Here is an 18,638-nt window from a genome sequence, read left to right as displayed (position 1 = left end):
GCTTCAGGCCTTGTCGCGGATTTGCGTCATCGTCCGGGTCGGCGTGATGGCTTCCGGATCGAGCCGGATTTCGACGATCGCCGGCTTGCCGCTGGCGCGCGCGCGTTCGAAGGCCGCAGCGAAATCGGCTGTCTTCTCGACCGTCTCGCCATGACCGCCATAGGCGCGGGCCAAAGCCGCGAAGTCGGGATTCTTAAGATCCGTGGCGACGACGCGGCCGGGATATTCGCGCTCCTGATGCATGCGGATGGTGCCGTAGATGCCGTTGTTGACGACGATGACGATGATCGGCAGCTCGTATTGCACGGCGGTGGCGAATTCCTGTCCGTTCATTAGGAAGCAGCCGTCGCCGGCGAATGCAATCACGTCGCGGTCCGGGAACAGCTCTTTCGCGGCGACCGCCGCCGGTGTGCCGTAACCCATCGAGCCCGAGGTCGGCGCGCCTTGCGTGGCGAAGCGGCGGAAGCGGTGGAAGCGATGCACCCAGGTGGCGTAGTTGCCGGCACCATTCGTAAGAATGGCGTCCTCGGGCAGCATCTTTTCCAGATAATTCATGATCGGTCCCATCTGGACGGAGCCGGGGCCGCTTTCGGGCGGCGTCGACCAATCGAGATAGGCGGCGTGCAGTTTCGGCGTCTCAGTCGCCCATGCCGGTTCGCCGGAAGGCTTGCGCCTGGCAAAAGCTTCGACGAAGGCGGTAGGTGAGGCATTGATCGCCAGCGTTGGCCGATAGACGCGGCCGAGTTCGCCGGCATCGGCATGGACATGCACCAGCGTCTGGTCGGGGTAGGGGCTCTTCAGAAGCGTGTAGTCGGAGGAAGGCATCTCGCCCATGCGGCCGCCGATGAGCAGCACGAGATCGGCCTGCTTGATCGCTGTCGCCAGCTTTGGATTGATGCCGATACCGACATCGCCCGCATAGTTCGGGTGGAGGTGGTCGAACAGCATCTGGCGGCGGAAGGAGCAGCCGACCGGCAGCGACCAGGCCTCGGCGATCGTGCGTATTTGCGCGACGGCTTCTGCATCCCAGCGTGTGCCGCCAAGAATGACGAAGGGGCGCTTGGCCTTGTTCAGCAGCTTTTCCAGCGTGTCGAGTTCGGCTTCGCCCGGCCGGGTTTCGACCGGCGTGTGCGGCAAGGCGGCGGGTGCTTCGACCAGGCTGGTCAGCATGTCTTCCGGCAGCGAGATGACCACCGGGCCGGGACGACCTGACGTCGCCACCGCAAAGGCTCGGGTGACGAACTCGGGAATGCGCGAAGCGTCGTCGATTTCGACCACCCATTTGGCGATGTCGCCGAAAAAGCGCTTGTAATCAACCTCCTGGAAAGCCTCGCGCTCCTTGGCGTGGCTGGCGACCTGGCCGATGAACAGGATGACCGGTATCGAATCCTGCATGGCGATGTGGATGCCGGCCGAGGCGTTGGTGGCGCCGGGGCCGCGGGTGACGAAGCAGATGCCGGGCTTGCCGGTCAGGCGGCCATGGCAATCCGCCATCATCGCAGCGCCGCCTTCCTGGCGGCAGACGATGGTACGGATCTCAGAGTCATGCAGCGCATCGAGCACGGCGAGGTAGGATTCGCCGGGCACGCAGTAGATGCGGTCGGTGCCGTTGGCTTCGAGCGCGTCGACGATCAGTTGTCCGCCAGTCTTCATTTTCCTGATCTCTCCAGCTCAGCAAGAATCTCTTCGGTGTGTTCGCCCAGTCGCGGCGAAGGGCGCTCATAGACCAGCGGTGTTCCGGACATCACCATCGGCGCGCGCACCGAGGGCAAAAGATTGCCATGGCCATCGTCGAGATCGAGCCGCATGCCGCGCGCGATGGTCTGCGGATCGGCAAACATCTGGCCGATATTGTTGATCGGACTGGCCGGCACGCTTGCTGCTTCCAGCTTTGCCAGCAGCGGGTCGCGATCAAAAATCTTCAGCGCCTCGATCATGCGTTCGCGCAGTTTTGCCCGGTTGGCGACCCGGGCCGGATTGGTGGCGAAATCGGGGTTCGCTGGCAGGTCGTCGAGCCCGACGGCGGAGCAGAATTTGGCGAACTGGCCGTCATTGCCAACCGCCAGGATGATGTGGCCATCCCTGACCGGCACCACTTCATATGGCGCGATGTTCATATGCGCATTGCCCATCTGCACCGGCGATTTGCCCGACACGAGATAGTTGAGGTTCTGGTTGCCAAGGGCCGAGATCTGGGTGTCGAACAATGCCATGTCGATGTGCTGGCCTTCGCCGGTTTTCTCGGCATGGCGAAGGGCTGCCTGGATGGCGATGACCGAATAGAGGCCGGTAAAGATGTCCGAAATGGCGACGCCGGCCTTTTGCGGCTCGCGGCCGGCCTCGCCGGTGATCGACATCATCCCGGCCATGGCCTGGATGATGAAGTCATAGCCGGCGCGGGGCGCGTAGGGTCCATTCTGACCGAAGCCGGTGATCGAGCAATAGACGAGGCGCGGGTTGATCTTGCGCAGGCTGTCATGGTCGAGCCCGTATTTCTTCAAGCCGCCGAGCTTGAAGTTTTCGATCAGCACGTCGGCCGTCGCCACCAGCCGGCGTACGGTCTCGGCGCCTTCCGGCGTCGAGAAGTCGACAGCGATGGAGCGCTTGCCGCGATTGCAGGAATGATAATAGGCGGCCGACAGGTTCTCGCCGTCATGGCTCATCACGAAGGGCGGGCCCCATTTTCGGGTGTCGTCGCCACCATCCGGGCTCTCGACCTTGATGACGTCGGCGCCGAGATCGGCGAGCAATTGTCCCGCCCACGGCCCGGCAAGGATGCGGGCCAGTTCGATGACGCGGATGCCCTTCAGCGGAGGCTCAGTCATGGATCACCGTGATTGGTCGAAAGCGCAGCCTCTATCAACCCATATCGCCGCTGTCACGACCCTTGCGCTGGGCCAAGCCATCATCGCTTCACCACGCCGTCGGCCCAGACGGCGAATTCGTCCATGATGATGTCTCGATTCACCTCGTTGAGGCTTTCGTGGCGGGTCTCGGCGTAAACCTTTGAAACGAGATTCGAAAAGCCCATCATGTGCATGCGGCCAGTGAGATGGCTGACCGCCTTGCCGCCATCCGTGGACGGGTCCTTCTCACCACCAACCAGATTGACGAACAGGTCGCGCCGCACGGTCGCGAAATTGCGGTTGCTGCCGCCGTTGAGCGCCATCTGGACGATGTCCTGCCACATCGACACCGACGCATTCCAGCCGCACAACGGGTCGGCAATGTACTTGGCCACCTCGGCCTCGTCGTGCGACAGCCAGTCGAACGGTGTGCGGTGGTTGGGCACGGCCTTGCCCCAGGCCTGAAAGGTCAGTCTGGGCAACACGCGCGACGGCACGTCGGAGCCCAGCCTGAATTTCTCCCAGGCGAGAACGGCCAGCGCCACCTGGCCGAGCAGACCGGCGGAGAAATTGCCGTTCCAGATGGCGGCGGCATGGATGCGGGCGGAGTGGCGCAGGACGAAATTGAGCGCCACCGACGCGCCCATGGAATGGCCAAAGACAATGACCGGCAGGCTAGGCTGTTCCTTGGCGATGAGATCGTGGACGGCCACGACATCGGCAACGACCTTGGCGCCACCCTGCGTCTCGGCGAACCTGCCAAGCGGCGCGTCGGGCGCCGTGGTGGCGCCGTGGCCGCGATGGTCATGCGCGTAGACGTGGTAGCCGCGCTCGGCAAGGAAATCGGCGAAGCGGGCATAGCGCGCGGCGTGCTCGGCCAGCCCGTGATTGATCTGGACGACGGCGCGCGCAACGCCTGTCGCGTGCTTCACATAGAGGTTGAGCGCGGCCCCGGTCGGTGAGGCCAGCGTCGTCTGCTTGTCAAATGGCATGTCTCGCTCCCGTCGGCGACTGTTGGGCGACGGCACGATCAACGTCAAGGGATGTCACGGTTCGGGCGGAGGCGGGCGATTCCTGATCAACCATTCGTGAGGTATGACCGACAGGCGCAGTGGCGATTGTTTTTGCGACAGCCGAAAGAAATCGTAATTCTGACATGTCGCAAGTTCTAGGTTGCCCGACTGAATCGTTAGGAGTGCTGGAATGCGTATATCGGCGATATGGTGTGCGGTGTTTCTTGCCCTGGCTGGCACAGGCTTGGCGCAAGCCGATGTGAAGATGAGCGGCTCCTTCGTGGCCGATGCCGCCTGTCCGGCGACGCAAGGCATCAAGAGTGGCAAGAACCCCGGCAATGTATCGACCGCTGCCGGGCAGAGCTACGATCTCTTGGCGGGCAACAAGGATGCGCCGACGCACTATCTCATCCGTGTGCCCGGCGCCGATCCGGAGCGCCGCTGGGTGAAGATCAGCTGCGGCCATGTCTCCGGCGGCAGCGCGGCGACCGTGCCGGCTGCGCCGGCCGACCAGGGCAAGGCGGCGGCCTCGGGAAAGCCCGAATATGTCTTCGCGCTGAGCTGGCAGCCGGCTTTTTGCGAAACCAAATCCAGCAAGCCCGAATGCCAGGCGCAGACGAAGACCGGTTTCGACGCGACGCATTTCACCTTGCATGGGCTGTGGCCGCAGCCGAACGGAAATTTCTATTGCCAGGTGCCGGCAAGCGACAAGGCCAACGACAATCCTGCTCACTGGAAGGAACTGCCGGCGGTCGATCTCGATGCGACTACGCGAGCCGAGCTTGACCAGGTGATGCCTGGCACGGCTTCCAAGCTCGAGCGGCATGAGTGGATCAAGCACGGCACCTGCTACGGCAAGAGCCAGCAGGAGTATTTTGCCGACGCCTTGAACCTGATGCGCGCGGTCAACGCTTCGCCGGTGCGCGACCTGTTCACCAAAAACGTCGGCAAGCAGCTGACCTCGGATGCGATCCGCAGCGCTTTCGACAGCGCTTTCGGCGCCGGGGCGGGTGAGCGGGTTCGTGTCTCCTGCCTTGTCGATCCTTCGAGCGGCAGACGGCTGATCGGCGAGTTGACGCTGGGCCTGACCGGTCCGATTGGTCCGAACAGTTCTTTGGGCGACCTGATGCTGGCCTCCGCGCCGACGACCAAGGCCGGTTGCCCCAAGGGTGGCGTCGACGCAGCAGGATTCCAGTAAGCGAGGCGGATTCAAGCATGGGCGGGTCGACAGTCGCTTTGCCGCGACGCGATGGTATGGTTTGAGCATTCGATGGGGGTGGCGATGAGTGGCATGACGAGCGGCGCGCTGGCGCGGCTGGCGTTCTGGGCCAGGGGCATGATCGCAATCCGGGACGGCCGCATGGAATGGCCGGGGTTTTCCTACACCGAGCCGGAATGGACGCGGATGCGAACACTCGCCGCGCCGATCGGCGCCGGCACCTACCAGCTGTTCACTTGGGTCAATGCCGCGATCTTCATCGCCATCACCGCGCTTGGCATTTTCTGCGTCTTCCTGCCGCTGGCAACACTTCTGTTTCCGGTGCCCGCCGAGACCAGCGCGCTCAAGTTTTCGCTGCTGCTGGCGGCCTGCGCGTTCCTGATCATCGGGCTCGGCCTGCCGATTTCGATGCGCCTTTCAAGCGCGCTCGTCGCCTCGAAAGCCATACGTGCAGCATTGGTCGCCGCACCTGGCGACGAGGCTCTTGCGGCAAAAGTGTCCTGGCAGATCAATCGCATCATGCTCGTCATGTGCGGCCTGCTGGTGCCGGGCATTCTTCTGTTCATTGCCTACGACATCAATGCCGGACCGATCATCACCGCGCTGAAATGGCTGGCGATCGCGCTGATGGCGGTTTCGGTCGCGATCGGCGCCTTGCAACGGAAAAAGCAGGGCTGATCGTCAGCTGCCAGAGGCCGCACGGCTCGCTGAAGACCTATCCGCCGATGCCCTGTTCTGAGCGATTCCATGCGTCGAGCCTGTCGGCGTTGGGTTCGCCGATGACACGGTCGCGTCCGGTCAGCTTGGCCTTGTAGAGGCGCTGGTCGGCAAGGGCAAAAAGATCGGCAAGGCGTTGCGTGCTGTCACTGACGGTGGAAACGCCGGCGCTGACGGTCAGGTCGAACTTTCTGGTGATAGCGGATGCCTTGACCGCGTGCCTGACGCTTTCGCCCAGCAACCTGGCGAGCGGATGCGGCCGGGCGCAGAGAATGGCGAATTCCTCGCCGCCGATCCGGAACACCTGGCCCTCGGCGCCCACAGTCTCGGTCAGCACCGTGGCAATGGTTTTCAGGACCTTGTCGCCCTCGGCATGGCCGAAGCGGTCGTTGATCGATTTGAAGTGGTCGACATCGATTATCAGCAGGCTGAGCGGCTTGGCCATGCGCAAACTGACCGCTACGGCGGTTTCGCCGTCGGTTTCGAAGCTGCCGCGATGCAAGAGGCCGGTGAGGCCGTCGCGACCGACATGCTTGACCAGCGCCTCATAGCGCTCGCGATAGGTCAGCGTGTCGAAGATGTCGGAAAGTCCGCGCGGCACCGCGATCTGCCGCGCTTCGAACCAGCGCAGATAGGCGACAAGCATCGCGCTGTAGGTCAGCGCTGCCGCCATCTTGGCGAACCAGCCGCCGAAGAAAACAGCAATCGGTGCTCCGGCGACGAAATGCAGCGCGGTGAAAAATCCCGCCTGGTCGAAGGTCAGCACGCAAGCGACGGAGATCAGGATGCGGGTGAAAAGCGCCTGGCGAAGATAACGCCCAAGCTTTTCATAAAGCAGGATGATCAGGATGGCGTCGATGAACAGCAGCGACGTGCCCCACACCATCAGCCAGCCCATCTCATCGATGAAGCCGATGTCCGGGAGCTTGCCGTCGGGAAGCGGCGAAATCGCATGCAGGCGCAGGATCAACACAAGCCCGATCATCAGCGCATTGCCGAGCAACAGGCCGTAGATCGGCTGCCGGACGGTGGCCGCGTCCTCCTTGATGTAAAGCAGCAGCAGCATCACCAGCTTGCCGGAAAACAGCACCGCGGAGCCCGGCGACACCATGCCGAAGGGCAAAGCGACATAGAAAACGCTGGCAAGGTAGGTTTCCAGGAAATGCATGACGCCAAGCGCACAGACGAAGACGCCAAGGCCGATGCGGTGCCTGAAACGGAAGAGCGAGACCATGACGCCGAAGTAGAGAATTGCTTCGGCAAGGAGCAGGAAACTGTTCAGCAATGCCGTCGATCCCGATCTCTGCGGAAATCGCCACGTGCCGGCGATTCCCATCCGATACCGTTTTGACGACGAATCCTTAACCGCTGCTTTCGCCCGGTCTGGTAGCGATCCGAAAACTTCGCTGGCAAGATGGGCGCTTCCAGCCTGGGGAAAGCTTCAAAGCGCCAAAAGCGATTGCCGTTCGGCACGGCATCGCCTACATAGCGCGCAACTTCCATCCATTCTGATCAAGGAAAAGCGCGCGTGGCACGCCAGTTCATCTATCACATGGCCGGCCTCAACAAGGCCTATGGCACCAAGAAGGTGCTCGAAAACATCCATCTCTCCTTCTATCCCGACGCCAAGATCGGCATCCTCGGCCCCAACGGCTCGGGCAAGTCGACGATCCTCAAGATCATGGCCGGGCTCGACAAGGAATGGAACGGCGAAGCGTGGCTGGCCGAAGGCGCCACCGTCGGCTATCTGGCGCAGGAGCCGGCGCTCGATCCGAAGAAGACCGTGTTCGAAAACATCATGGAAGGCGTTGCCGCCAAGACCGCCATCATCGAGCGCTACAACGAATTGATGATGAACTATTCCGACGAGACGGCCGACGAGTCGGCCAAGCTCCAGGACGAGATGGACCGGCTGAACCTGTGGGATCTCGAACAGCAGGTCGAGATGGCGATGGAAGCACTCGGCTGCCCGCCCAAGGATTCGGAAGTCACCAAGCTGTCGGGCGGCGAGCGCCGCCGCGTCGCGCTCTGCCAGCTGCTGCTGCGCCAGCCCGACCTGCTGCTGCTCGACGAGCCGACCAACCATCTCGACGCCGAAACGACGGCGTGGCTGGAAAAGCATCTGCGCGCCTATCCGGGCGCGGTGATGATCATCACCCACGATCGCTACTTCCTCGACAATGTCACCGGCTGGATCCTCGAGCTCGACCGCGGCCGCGGCATTCCCTATGAGGGCAACTACACCAAATACCTCGAAGCCAAGGCCAAGCGCCTCAAGCAGGAAGGCCGTGAGGACGACGCCCGCCAGCGCGCCATCGGCCGCGAGCGCGAGTGGATCCAGTCGAGCCCGAAGGCCCGCCAGACCAAGTCCAAGGCGCGTATCCAGGCGTTCCAGGATCTTCTGGATGCAGCCGACAAGCGGCGACCAAGCGATACGCAGATCGTCATTCCGCATGGCGAGCGGCTCGGCAATGTGGTGATCGAGGCCGAAGGCCTGTCGAAGGGTTTTGGCGATACGCTGTTGATCGACGGCCTGGAGTTCAAGCTGCCGCCCGGCGGCATCGTCGGCGTCATCGGTCCGAACGGCGCCGGCAAGACGACGCTGTTTCGCATGATCACCGGCCAGGAGAAGCCCGATGGCGGCTCGGTCCGCATCGGCGAGACCGTCAAGCTTGGCTATGTCGACCAGAGCCGCGATGCGCTCGATCCGTCAAAGACGGTGTGGGAAGAGATTTCCGGCGGCGCCGAAGTGGTCAAGCTCGGCAAGTTCGAGGCCAACACGCGCGCCTATTGCGCGTCGTTCAACTTCCGTGGCGGCGACCAGCAGCAGAAGGTCGGCAACCTCTCCGGCGGCCAGCGCAACCGCGTGCATCTGGCAAAGATGCTGAAGACCGGCGGCAATGTGCTGCTGCTCGACGAACCGACCAACGATCTCGATACCGAAACGCTGGCCGCACTCGAAGACGCGCTGGAAAATTTTGGCGGCTGCGCCGTCATCATCTCGCACGATCGCATGTTCCTCGACCGCCTGGCGACGCATATCCTCGCCTTCGAAGGCGACAGCCATGTCGAATGGTTCGAGGGCAATTTCGAGGATTACGAGCAGGACAAGATCCGCCGCCTCGGCCCGGATGCCGTCAATCCGCACCGCATGACGTATAAGAGGCTGACGCGGTAAGGCACTGATTTGGGGGCGGGTTCTCGAATGATTTGAGGAGCTGAAATGGCTGATTGGTCCGCCGCCCAATATCTGAAGTTCGAGGATGAGCGCACGCGGCCGGCGCGCGATCTGGTGGCGCAGGTGCCGGTGGATTTTCCGCGCCGGGTCGTCGATATCGGCTGCGGGCCGGGCAATTCGACCGAATTGCTGGTCGAGCGCTGGCCGGATGCGCAGGTGAGCGGCTTCGACACCTCGCCAGACATGATCGAAAAGGCAAGGGCGCGCCTGCCGAGCGTTACCTTCGATCTGGCTGATGCGTCCGAGTGGCAGCCGGCCGAGCCGGTCAATGTGATCTTCGCCAATGCGGTGTTCCAGTGGCTGCCGGAGCATCCCGCGGTCTTTCAGCGGCTGATGGGTTTTTTGGCGCCGGGCGGCGCGCTCGCCATCCAGATGCCGGACAATCTCGGCGAGCCCTCGCACCAGCTGATGCGCGAGACGGCGGCCGAAATGCCGTTCGCCGGGAAGATGGCCGGTGCGGCACGCGGGCCGCTGCCGCCGGTGTCGTTTTACTATGATTTGTTGTCGCCATTCTCCGAACGGCTCGATATCTGGCACACCGCCTACAACCATCCGCTGGCCGATGCCGAGGCCATCGTCGAATGGGTGAAGGCCACAGGGCTGAAGCCGTTCCTCGATCCGCTTGAAACGGACGAGCGCAAGATGTTCCTCGAAGCCTACACGGCGAAGATCGCCAAAGCCTATCCGAAGACGGCGAACGGCAAGGCGCTGCTGCGCTTTCCCCGGCTCTTCATTGTTGCCAAGCAGGCCGCTTAGAAACGATTAGCTACGCCGGGCCGGGACGCTTGACCCGATTTCGCCACCATGCGCATTTCGTCGCTTCGAGATCGCGATCAATTGCCGCGCGGCAGGAGGTGGATGATGACACTGAGCAAAATACTTCTCGGCGGCAGCGTATGCGTGACTGCCATGCTAGCTTTCTCGATGTCGGCTGAAGCCAAGCGGGCGCGCTGCTTCACCAGCGACGATGGCTATTTCTCCTGCAACTACAGGGCGGTGGACAGCACCGGCAGTTTCCGCATTTCGGCGCCGGGATATCCGACCTATGTGCTTGAAGTCGACGGACCGGGCTTTGCCTATGGCTATATCAATCTCGGCCGCCGCAATGTGCCGCTGCCGGGGCAATTCGTGCGCAGCCGCGACGACGGCGCGTGCTGGAACAATCCGCAGACCAACACCAAGCTCTGCGCCTGGTGAGGTTCAGCCGACATTTGGTTTGAGTTGGCGTAGACCGCCGGGGTGAGAAAAGTGTTGCGCCGGGCATTTTCGACGCCCACATGAAGCCGCAACGCCTGCGCATGGGACGGACTGGAAATGCATCGCGTCATCATCAGCGGCATCGGCGTCGAAATCCCCGAACCCAAGATCACCAATGAAGAACTGGTCGACAGCTTCAATGCCTGGGTCGACATCGAAAATGCGCGCCGCGAGGGCACCGATGAGCCGCCGCTCTCGAAATCGGACAGCGCCTTCATCGTCCATGCCTCGGGCGTCCAGACCCGGCATGTGATCGAGCGGGAAGGCATTCTCGACCCGACGCGTATGACGCCACGCATTCCGGCGCGGCCCGACGATGCACTGTCGCTGGAGGCCGAGTTCGGCATTGCCTCGGCACGGAAAGCGCTCGACCATGCCGGGCTGAAGGCTGCGGGTATCGATCTGGTGATCTGCTCGGCCTCGCATCACCAGCGGCCCTATCCGGCGATCGCCATCGAGATGCAGGAAGCGCTGGGCACAAAGGGTGCCGGCTTCGACATGGGGCTCGGCTGCTCGTCGGCGGCAGCGGCCTTGCACATCGCGGTCAATCTGGTGCGGGCAGGGGCGCACAAACGGGTGCTGATAACGACGCCCGAAATCATCACCGGCCATCTCAATTTCCGCGACCGGCAGACGCATTTCATCTTCGGCGATGCTTCGGTGTCGATGGTCGTCGAAGGGCTCGCCAAGGGCGAGAGGCGGCCGGGCCGTTTCGAGGTTCTGGACACGCGCACCTGGACGCAGATGTCCAACAACATCCGCACCAATCTCGGCTATCACACCCGCACCGCCCAGGACGATCCCTATATGATCAACCTGGAGGGCAATCTGATCAAACAGGTCGGCAACAAGGTGTTCAAGGAAGTCACCGTTGCCGGGCACAAATTCATCGTCGAATTCTTGGGCGAGCACGGGCTGACACCGCAAGCCATCCGGCGCTTCTGGCTACATCAGGCCAATGCCCGCATGAACGCCATGATCCTGAAACTGGCCTTCGGCCATGAGGTCGACCACGACCGCGCGCCGATGGTGCTGGAGCGGCTCGGCAACACCGCTGGCGCTGGCGCCATCATTGCGCTCTCGGAGAACCACGCCGACATGAAGCCCGGCGATTTCGGCTTGATCTGCGCGTTTGGCGCGGGGTATTCTATTGGCGGCGCGTTGCTGAGAATGCTCTAAGCAGGTCGATATTCAGCCAGCCTGCAGACGGCGGCGCCCCGCGCTTCTGTCCGCTTCGTCAGGGTTCTCGACCAGCCTGGTCGCTTCGCGCCCGTCCTCCACTCCCCATTCCGCCTAACCTCAACACACCCTGTGTTCGGGAGTGTCTCGGTTTGAAATCAACACAGATCTCGCTCTAGAAAACGGAGGTTTCCAATGCTTGACGCCCGATGCAGTTGCGGCAATCTCACCCTGACGCTTCCACAAGCATCAGAACTGGTTATCGCCTGTCATTGTCTCGACTGCCAACGCAGAACCGGCGCGCCATTTGGCGTCGGCGCTTTTTATCCGGCCGACGCCGTGGCCATTTCCGGAACCGCTAAAGAGTTCACCCGCGATGCGGCCAGCGGCGGCAAGGTCCACAGCTACTTTTGTCCAAACTGCGGCTCAACGGTCTATTGGAAGGCCGACAGGCTGCCGTCGCTGATCGGCGTTGCCGTCGGCGCGCTGGCAGACCCCAAATACCCGTCGCCCGTCAGATCGGTTTTTGAGCAGTCGAAACATGATTGGCTTCAAATTGACGGGGCCGTCGAACACTTCCAGCAAAGCAGTGTGGCAAGGAATTCAAACTGAGCTGGCGTCCGCGCGTTTTGCCGCGTCAGGCCGGCGCGAACGGCACCAGCATCGGCACCCGCCTGGCATAGTCGTCATAGGCTGTTCCGAGCTCGCCGCGCAGGAAGCGCTCCTCAAGCCTTGCCTTCATAACGATACCAATGGTGAGAAGGGCAGCGCCGGCGACGCCCCAGACCGTGCCTTTCGCCACCATGGTGGCGAGGATCGCCAACAGCAGCCCGGTGTAGATCGGGTGACGGACGAGGCCGTAGGGACCGGTATCGACGACACGATGCTCGGCCTTGGCTGTGACCGTGCCCGACCACAGCCGGCCGAGATGCAAGCGCGCCCACCAGCAGAAGGCGAGGCCGATTGCAATCAGCGCGACGCAGATCCAAGCTTCGGCCCGGTCCGGGGTCCAGAGGCGAAGCCATCCGGCATAATTGTGTGCCGGAATGAAGAACAGAATGGTGCCGATCACCAGCACGGCCCGGTAAGGCGCCTCGGCGCGAAAACCAGCGCGCTTCTCGACCCGGTCGGACCAGAAAGCGGCAGCTATCCATGACGCCGCCCAGATCAGCCAAACCAGCACAATTGCCGAACCGGGGCGCATAGAGACCTCCAAAGACCTGTCTCACCATGAAGCCTGCGCAGCACGGCGGCAATGCGGCGCCATACGGAACTGGTTCAGGTAAGAAGATCGTGATCCGCGCTCAGCCGCCGGAGAACATCCACTGCACGCCAAAGGCGTCGACGAGCATGCCGAAGCTGGTTCCCCAATATTGTCGCGCCAGGGGCACCGTGATCCGGCCGCCTGCCGCCATGCGGCTGAAAAGCTCCTGCATCGCGGCCAGGTCGTCGAACTCCAGCATCATGGCGGAGCCTTTCATCGGCTCCGCATCGTCATTGTCTGAGGCATGAAACAGCACACCCGGACCTTCGAATCGCGCGTGCAGAACTTTTCCGCGCATGGCTTCGGTCCGCACCGGCATGTTGTTGTCGCCCCAGCGCAGCAGGATCGTTGCCCGGCCGAGGCCGCACTGTTCATAGAAGGCCAGTGCCGGCTCGCAATCCGTGGTGAAGAACAGCGAAGGGGAGAGCCGCATCACATCGCTGCGGCGGTCGCAGCGGCGATCAGCGCGTCGCCCGAGTATTGCCTGTTGCCGATGCCCCAGCCGCCGTCCGGTGCGTTGACGATGTTGATCCAGGTGTCTTCAGGCTTGTGATCCGGCACGCAGAGTTCGGCGACAATCCCTGCGGCAGCTGTGATGAAGGCGCTTCGGGCTTCGATTGAGCTGAGGCCGATGTTCGGCAGCTTCAACTCGACCATGACGACGGGCCGATTGGCGCCACCGGCGTAGATGTGACGAAGCGGCAGGACATGGACGGTGCCGCCGACGATCGCGGTGAAGAATGAATTGCCGGTGGCGCCGGAGGCTTCGATGAGAGCAGCGCTGAGGCGCGGCAGGATTTCGCGTTCTCCGGCTGGCGTCAGTACGCCTTCCGGTGCGGTCACGGTGATTGGCATTCGGGTCTCTCCTCCATTTGAACGACATGGCCCTGGTGAAGCTCTCTTGCCATGTTTCATATCAATCGATACGTTATAGCTGGAGAGCCGTCAACAGGTTTCGTATCGATCGCTATGAATAATTTTGAAAAGTCCCGCAGTGGCCGACCACGTGCGTTCGATCCCGACCGGGCGCTCGATGCGGCGATGCATCTGTTCTGGGAGCATGGCTATGAAGCGACGTCGCTGGCCATGCTGCGCGAGGCGATGGGGCTGACGCCGCCGCAGATCTACAGTGCCTTCACCGACAAGGAGACATTGTTCCGCAAGGCGCTCGCGCGCTACCACCAGACCGAGATAGGCTTTGCGCTGGAGGCGCTGAGCGCGCCGGTCTCGACGCAGGAAGCGGTCCGGCGGTTGCTGCTCGGCGCGGCGGAGGCGTATTCCAGGCCGGGCAAGCCTGGCGGCTGCCTGTTTGTCCGCGGCGCGCTTGCTGCCTCGCCGCAGGCGCAGAACATTGCGGATGAACTCAGAAACTTCCGCAAGGCGAGCGAAGCGGCGATTGCGGAGCGGCTGGCGATGGGGCGGGCAAAGGGCGATCTGCCGGAAAACCTCTCCGTCGAGGGGTTCGCCAAATATCTGGCCGGCGTCATGAATGGCATGTCGATCCAGGCGCGAGACGGTGCTTCGACCGAAGAGTTGCGCAGTTTGGCCCGAACCGCTCTTGCGGCGTGGCCGGTGGAGGGGCAAAACCAAGGCGCATCATCCAAGGAATGAAGCCATGCTGGATCTGTTTCCGGAAGCTGAAAAGCCGGTCGAAATCATCCCGGGGCGAAAGCTCGCCGCCAAAGTCTCCGCCCTCTACGTCGCGCCATTGGATCACTTTGAGACGCGTCCGGTGGAGGAATTGCAGCTTGGCTTCGACGGCATATCAGGCGATTTCCACGCCGGCGCGACGCGACGCTCGGGCGGGCGCGAGCCCTGGTATCCACGCGGCACCGAAATGCGCAACGAGCGGCAGCTGTCGATAGTGGCGGCCGACGAGCTGGCGATCGTAGCCGAACGCATGGGACTGGCGGAGATCAAGCCGGAGTGGATCGGCGCCAATCTCGTGATCGAAGGGGTGCCGAACCTCTCCATGCTGCCTTCAGGCACGCTGCTGTTCTTTAGAGGTGGCGTCACCATCAAGGTCGACGCGCAGAACGGGCCATGCCGCATCGCCGGCCGATCGATCGCCGAAAATGCGGGAATGGCAGACGTCGAAGCCGGTGCGCTGCTCTTTCCCAAATCCGCCAAGCGGCTGCGCGGTCTCGTCGCCTGGGTCGAGAAGCCAGGTATGATCACTAACGGCGAGGAGATCTCCGTGCGCGTGCCGGAGCAGTGGATCTATCAGGCTTAGCAGGGCAGGGGCTACGCCGCCTGGGCGGCGTAGCGACATTGCCTCAGGCGGCCTTGCGGTTCTTCTTCGCGCCCTGCGCCATGTCGGAGACATGATCCCACTTTTCCCAGGTGGCGATGCGATTGGCGTATTCCTGCTTGGTCATTGGCAGGCCACCATCGCCGAAGAACACGCGGAGCGGCGGCTCGGCGGCGTCGACGATGGCCAGCATTGCCGGACCGGTGGCCTCGGGATCGCCGGCGACCGAATTGGCGCGGCGCTCGGCCATCTTGGCGCGGGCGGGCGCGTAGGCCTCGATCGGTTTGGAAACTTTGGCCGAGGCGCCGGACCAGTCGGTGGAAAAACCACCGGGCTCGACCAGCGTGACGTGGATGCCGAATTCCGCGACTTCGATGTTGAGCGACTGGCTGAAGGCTTCCAGCGCCCATTTCGAAGCGTGGTAGAGGCCAAGCGAGGCAAAGGCGTTGACGCCGCCGATCGACGAAATCTGGATGATGTGGCCGGAACGTTGCGCCCGCATGATCGGCAGCGCAGCCTGGGTAACCCACAGCGCGCCGAACACGTTGGTTTCGATCTGGTCGCGGGCTTCCTGTTCGCTGACTTCCTCGATGGCGCCGAAATGGCCGTAGCCGGCATTGTTGATGACGACGTCGAGCCGGCCAAAGCGTTTGTGCGCCTCGGCAATCGCGGCATCGACAGCCGCCTTGTCGGTGACGTCGAGCTTTATCGCGGCGATCCTGTCGCCATATTTTTCGATCAGATCGGAAAGCGTTCCGGTGTCACGGGCCGTTGCCGCGACCCGGTCGCCACGGGCGAGTGCCGCTTCCGCCCAGACGCGGCCAAAACCTTTCGACGATCCGGTAATAAACCAAACCTTGCTTGTCATGATCCACCAATTCTCAATGATCTAGAGTTCTTGCCTGACCATGATGTTTTCCAAAAACCGGATTCCACTTTTTGGGATCATGGTCTAAACGGAGGCTTCTCCGTTTCGCTCATATATGAAGCGACGTCAGAGCATCCAAGATCGACGCACATTTTGTTGATGTGGGGCGGGCAAGGCGTCTGGCAAGGGATCGGTCAGGGGTAGTGTACCTGGCTCGACCAGGTAGGGTCGTCATGCTTCTGCCAATAGAGCGCCATCAGTCGGCTGGTGATCGCGCCGACCTTGCCGTCCGCCACCGGGGCGTCGTCGATGACCGTGACCGGCATGATGCCGCCGGCGGTCGAGGTGATGAAGACCTCATCGGCCTGATGCAGCGCGGCGACGCTGACGTCGGCCGCGGTGGCGGCAAGTCCAGCTTCGGCGCAGAGGTCGAAGACAGTGCGCCTTGTGATGCCGGGCAGCACGCCGACGGCCGGCGTCAACAGTCTGCCGTCCTTGACGCAAAAGACGTTGAAGCCTGGGCCTTCGGCGACATTGCCGTTGAAATCGAGGAGCAGCGCCGTCTCGGCGCCATGGTCGTAGGCGTCGTAGAGGCCGCGCACCAGATCGAGCCAGTGATAGTTCTTGATCGCCGGGTCGATCGAGGCCGGCGGAATACGCACCTTGTCGCTGATGGCAACACGCAGGCCGCGCTGCAACTGCTCGGCATTGGCGACCGAACCGAAGGGGACGGCGAAGGCCATGAAGCGGTTGACCGCCTGGCGCGGGTCGCGGCTGAAGGCCGGCGAGGCGCCGCGCGTGCACAGCATCTCGACATAGGCGGCGCGATGGCCCGACAGCGCCACGCAATTGTGCAGGATTTCGCTGACGCCATCGCGGTCGAACGGGATCGTCATGCGCAGTTTTTGCAAGCCGCCGAAGAAGCGTTCGAGATGCAGGTCGAGACGAAAGAAACGGCCATCCCAGACATGCACCGTGTCGTAGGTGGCATCGGAATGCAGAAAGCCCCAATCCAGCACCGAGATCTTGGCTTGCGACATCGGCAAATACTGGCCGTCGAGGAAGGCGACGCCGTCGGGATAGGCGTGCGGATCGATGTGACGTTCGGAAAGCGGCGGCAGCGGGTCTGCGGCTGGCACTGCAATGTTCTGGCTCATGACGATCTTCCCTTGCCGTCGCTCAACGCGCCCCGATCAGGCTATTCGCATCTGGCGGAAGGCATAGAGCCACCCGCATTGCGCTGGTTGTCCTTCAATGGCGATCTGGCAATGACGATCTGGCTGATGCATTGGGATTGGCCTACAATTCTCGGGCGAACGTAGCCGGAGGGGGACGAGGGCATGCAAGCGGGATTTCGAGCCATCATCTTGGCAATGGGGGTCTTCGTTGCCACTGGCGAAGCCTTTGCCCAGTGCGCACGAGAGGGCGAGGAACTGTGCCAAAGCGGCCAGACATACCGTTGCGAGAAAACGGGCAGCGAGCTAACGCCGATCTTCCAGAACCTGCCTTGCGTGGTCAATGTGCCGTCGCTGACCGGGACCTGGGTCGGCAGTGGCCATCAAAGCCCGGCCGGCGCCACCGGCGCCGACTGGTCGATCGCCATGACGATCAACGACAGCGGTGCGTCGATCGATTATCCGTCGCTCAGCTGCGGCGGATCGCTGGCCCAGATTTCCAGGGACGACACGTCCGCCGAATACCGCGAGAGCATTACCTATGGCCAGGACAAGTGCATCGATGGCGGCGCGATCACCGTCAGGTTTTTTAAGGGGAACCTGTCCTGGACCTGGGTTGGCCAGGCAGACGGCCAGCCCTATAACGCCGTCGCCGTCCTGACACGGAAATAGCGGCGCCTCGCGCTATTCTTCCTCGTCGTCGGAGTCGAGCAGACGCGTGGCGCGCCAGCGGGTCAGCACGATGTTGGTCTGTTCGATGACGAAGAAGCGCGCTGAGTCGCGGTCATAGCCCTCGGCCAGCAGCTTTTCGTAGTCGGTGTGCACATGGCGGATATGCGCCGTTGTCGCCAGCCAAACGGCAATGCTCGGCGGCAAGGTCTTCATATGCACCGAACCGGCGTCGGTGCGGATTTTCTCCATGTCGGCATAGGGCGCCAGCGGCAGAAGCGCTGTCAATGCCTTGGCGATGGCGCGGCGGCGGCCGGTCGGCGCGCTCACTGTTCACCGCGACTGGGTTCGTCGCGCCCGGCAATGGTCGCCTCGGCAAACGCATCGGTCGAGGCGAAATAGGGCTTGATGTCGATGACCGGCGTGCCGTCGAGCACATCGATGGCGTCGATATCGATGCGCCCGCTGTCGATGTCGACGGCGATCAGCCTGGCTATATGCAGCCCGACCGGGTTCGGCCGGGCAGGGGAGCGCAACGAGAAAACGCCTTTCGGTTCAGCCGCATGGCGGGGGTTTTGCACAATCAGAGTCCGCGGCGCGTGGTGCAACCACGATAGGATAACGATGTGGCTGGCGCGTTCCAAGGCAAGCAGGCCGGGACGATAGGGCGCCTCGATTGTGAGGAATGCCGCCCGTCCCGTTTCCCGCGCCGCGTTCATGTTCTTCGGGCAAGTCTCGCGCGAGGTCCATGGCGAGGCGATGCGGCCGATGAAGACGACATGGCCGTCTGGCGGCATGTCGGCCGGATCGGTTTCCAGAAGCTTTTCGCCAGTGCGGGTCTCGAACATGGTTTTCGCCTCTATCACATGTTCCCACCGATCGTGACCGAAAAGCGGTGCTTGAGCGTGGGGATCACGCCAGCGGCATTTTCTTGTCCAGCAG

The 18,638-nt window shown here is 62.6% G+C and carries 21 protein-coding genes; 10 read left to right on the top strand and 11 right to left on the bottom strand.

What is annotated here, in order from left to right; translation table 11 throughout:
• Window positions 1–3: 3 nt before the first annotated feature.
• From AC1DX6_RS07885 to AC1DX6_RS07875, 3 genes are all read right to left on the bottom strand, one after another.
• Window positions 4–1,653, bottom strand: coding sequence for a thiamine pyrophosphate-binding protein (locus AC1DX6_RS07885; protein ID WP_477312179.1), 1,650 nt, complete (start codon window positions 1,651–1,653; stop codon window positions 4–6).
• Complete coding sequence (locus tag AC1DX6_RS07880) at window positions 1,650–2,825, bottom strand: CaiB/BaiF CoA transferase family protein (protein WP_477312178.1); 1,176 nt, start codon at window positions 2,823–2,825, stop codon at window positions 1,650–1,652. Before AC1DX6_RS07880 ends, AC1DX6_RS07885 begins: the two co-directional genes overlap by 4 nt.
• An 80-nt stretch (window positions 2,826–2,905) precedes the next feature.
• On the bottom strand, window positions 2,906–3,838 hold the full coding sequence (locus AC1DX6_RS07875) for an alpha/beta fold hydrolase (RefSeq protein WP_477312177.1): 933 nt from the start codon (window positions 3,836–3,838) through the stop codon (window positions 2,906–2,908).
• Window positions 3,839–4,049: 211 nt separating this feature from the next.
• Here AC1DX6_RS07875 and AC1DX6_RS07870 point away from each other — a divergent pair, with 211 nt between their 5' ends.
• Together AC1DX6_RS07870 and AC1DX6_RS07865 are read left to right on the top strand one after the other, a co-directional pair.
• Window positions 4,050–5,057 carry a ribonuclease T2 family protein gene (locus AC1DX6_RS07870; RefSeq protein WP_477312176.1) on the top strand — a complete coding sequence of 336 codons (1,008 nt, stop codon included), beginning with the start codon at window positions 4,050–4,052 and terminating at the stop codon, window positions 5,055–5,057.
• 84 nt (window positions 5,058–5,141) lie between these two features.
• Window positions 5,142–5,756 carry a hypothetical protein gene (locus AC1DX6_RS07865; RefSeq protein WP_477312175.1) on the top strand — a complete coding sequence of 205 codons (615 nt, stop codon included), beginning with the start codon at window positions 5,142–5,144 and terminating at the stop codon, window positions 5,754–5,756.
• Between the two features lie 37 nt (window positions 5,757–5,793).
• Here the strand turns inward: AC1DX6_RS07865 and AC1DX6_RS07860 are convergent, their stop codons facing one another.
• Window positions 5,794–7,080, bottom strand: coding sequence for a GGDEF domain-containing protein (locus AC1DX6_RS07860; RefSeq protein WP_477312174.1), 1,287 nt, complete (start codon window positions 7,078–7,080; stop codon window positions 5,794–5,796).
• Window positions 7,081–7,323: 243 nt separating this feature from the next.
• Between AC1DX6_RS07860 and ettA the strand changes: the two genes are divergently transcribed.
• The 5 genes from ettA to AC1DX6_RS07835 all read left to right on the top strand — a co-directional run bounded on the left by ettA (window position 7,324) and on the right by AC1DX6_RS07835 (window position 12,081).
• Window positions 7,324–8,973, top strand: a complete 1,650-nt coding sequence (gene ettA / locus AC1DX6_RS07855; protein WP_477244549.1) for an energy-dependent translational throttle protein EttA — start codon at window positions 7,324–7,326, stop codon at window positions 8,971–8,973.
• Between the two features lie 45 nt (window positions 8,974–9,018).
• Entirely contained in the window at window positions 9,019–9,789 is a 771-nt protein-coding gene (tam, locus tag AC1DX6_RS07850) for a trans-aconitate 2-methyltransferase (RefSeq protein WP_477312173.1), read from the top strand.
• 105 nt (window positions 9,790–9,894) lie between these two features.
• Window positions 9,895–10,230 (top strand): hypothetical protein, encoded by a 336-nt coding sequence (locus tag AC1DX6_RS07845; RefSeq protein ID WP_477312172.1) that lies wholly within the window; start codon window positions 9,895–9,897, stop codon window positions 10,228–10,230.
• A gap of 117 nt (window positions 10,231–10,347) precedes the next feature.
• A complete protein-coding gene (locus AC1DX6_RS07840; protein WP_477312171.1) occupies window positions 10,348–11,469 on the top strand; it encodes a beta-ketoacyl-ACP synthase III in 1,122 nt (373 codons plus the stop codon).
• 195 nt (window positions 11,470–11,664) lie between these two features.
• A complete protein-coding gene (locus AC1DX6_RS07835; RefSeq protein WP_477312170.1) occupies window positions 11,665–12,081 on the top strand; it encodes a GFA family protein in 417 nt (138 codons plus the stop codon).
• A 25-nt stretch (window positions 12,082–12,106) separates the two neighbouring features.
• Here the strand turns inward: AC1DX6_RS07835 and AC1DX6_RS07830 are convergent, their stop codons facing one another.
• From AC1DX6_RS07830 to AC1DX6_RS07820, 3 genes are all read right to left on the bottom strand, one after another.
• Window positions 12,107–12,673: a methyltransferase family protein gene (locus tag AC1DX6_RS07830; RefSeq protein ID WP_477312169.1), complete on the bottom strand. Its 567-nt coding sequence runs from the start codon at window positions 12,671–12,673 to the stop codon at window positions 12,107–12,109.
• Between the two features lie 100 nt (window positions 12,674–12,773).
• Window positions 12,774–13,166: a VOC family protein gene (locus AC1DX6_RS07825; protein WP_477312168.1), complete on the bottom strand. Its 393-nt coding sequence runs from the start codon at window positions 13,164–13,166 to the stop codon at window positions 12,774–12,776.
• A complete protein-coding gene (locus tag AC1DX6_RS07820) occupies window positions 13,166–13,588 on the bottom strand; it encodes a hypothetical protein (protein ID WP_477312167.1) in 423 nt (140 codons plus the stop codon). The genes AC1DX6_RS07825 and AC1DX6_RS07820 overlap by 1 nt, the downstream gene beginning before the upstream one ends.
• A 114-nt stretch (window positions 13,589–13,702) precedes the next feature.
• Here AC1DX6_RS07820 and AC1DX6_RS07815 point away from each other — a divergent pair, with 114 nt between their 5' ends.
• Together AC1DX6_RS07815 and AC1DX6_RS07810 are read left to right on the top strand one after the other, a co-directional pair.
• On the top strand, window positions 13,703–14,344 hold the full coding sequence (locus tag AC1DX6_RS07815) for a TetR/AcrR family transcriptional regulator (protein ID WP_477312166.1): 642 nt from the start codon (window positions 13,703–13,705) through the stop codon (window positions 14,342–14,344).
• Between the two features lie 4 nt (window positions 14,345–14,348).
• Entirely contained in the window at window positions 14,349–14,966 is a 618-nt protein-coding gene (locus AC1DX6_RS07810; protein WP_477312165.1) for an MOSC domain-containing protein, read from the top strand.
• A gap of 43 nt (window positions 14,967–15,009) precedes the next feature.
• Here AC1DX6_RS07810 and AC1DX6_RS07805 read toward each other — a convergent pair whose 3' ends face one another.
• Together AC1DX6_RS07805 and AC1DX6_RS07800 are read right to left on the bottom strand one after the other, a co-directional pair.
• Window positions 15,010–15,852, bottom strand: coding sequence for an SDR family oxidoreductase (locus AC1DX6_RS07805; RefSeq protein ID WP_477312164.1), 843 nt, complete (start codon window positions 15,850–15,852; stop codon window positions 15,010–15,012).
• A gap of 194 nt (window positions 15,853–16,046) precedes the next feature.
• Window positions 16,047–17,009 (bottom strand): aminotransferase class IV, encoded by a 963-nt coding sequence (locus tag AC1DX6_RS07800; RefSeq protein ID WP_477312163.1) that lies wholly within the window; start codon window positions 17,007–17,009, stop codon window positions 16,047–16,049.
• Between the two features lie 183 nt (window positions 17,010–17,192).
• Between AC1DX6_RS07800 and AC1DX6_RS07795 the strand changes: the two genes are divergently transcribed.
• A complete protein-coding gene (locus AC1DX6_RS07795; protein WP_477312162.1) occupies window positions 17,193–17,699 on the top strand; it encodes a hypothetical protein in 507 nt (168 codons plus the stop codon).
• Window positions 17,700–17,711: 12 nt separating this feature from the next.
• Here AC1DX6_RS07795 and AC1DX6_RS07790 read toward each other — a convergent pair whose 3' ends face one another.
• Window positions 17,712–18,026: a DUF2293 domain-containing protein gene (locus AC1DX6_RS07790; RefSeq protein ID WP_477312161.1), complete on the bottom strand. Its 315-nt coding sequence runs from the start codon at window positions 18,024–18,026 to the stop codon at window positions 17,712–17,714.
• Window positions 18,023–18,544, bottom strand: coding sequence for a tRNA (N6-threonylcarbamoyladenosine(37)-N6)-methyltransferase TrmO (tsaA, locus tag AC1DX6_RS07785; RefSeq protein ID WP_477312160.1), 522 nt, complete (start codon window positions 18,542–18,544; stop codon window positions 18,023–18,025). The genes AC1DX6_RS07790 and tsaA overlap by 4 nt, the downstream gene beginning before the upstream one ends.
• Window positions 18,545–18,638 lie beyond the last annotated feature (94 nt).

Source organism: Mesorhizobium sp. P2_C4, from assembly GCF_056404575.1.
This window is presented reverse-complemented; position numbering and strand designations above follow the sequence as displayed.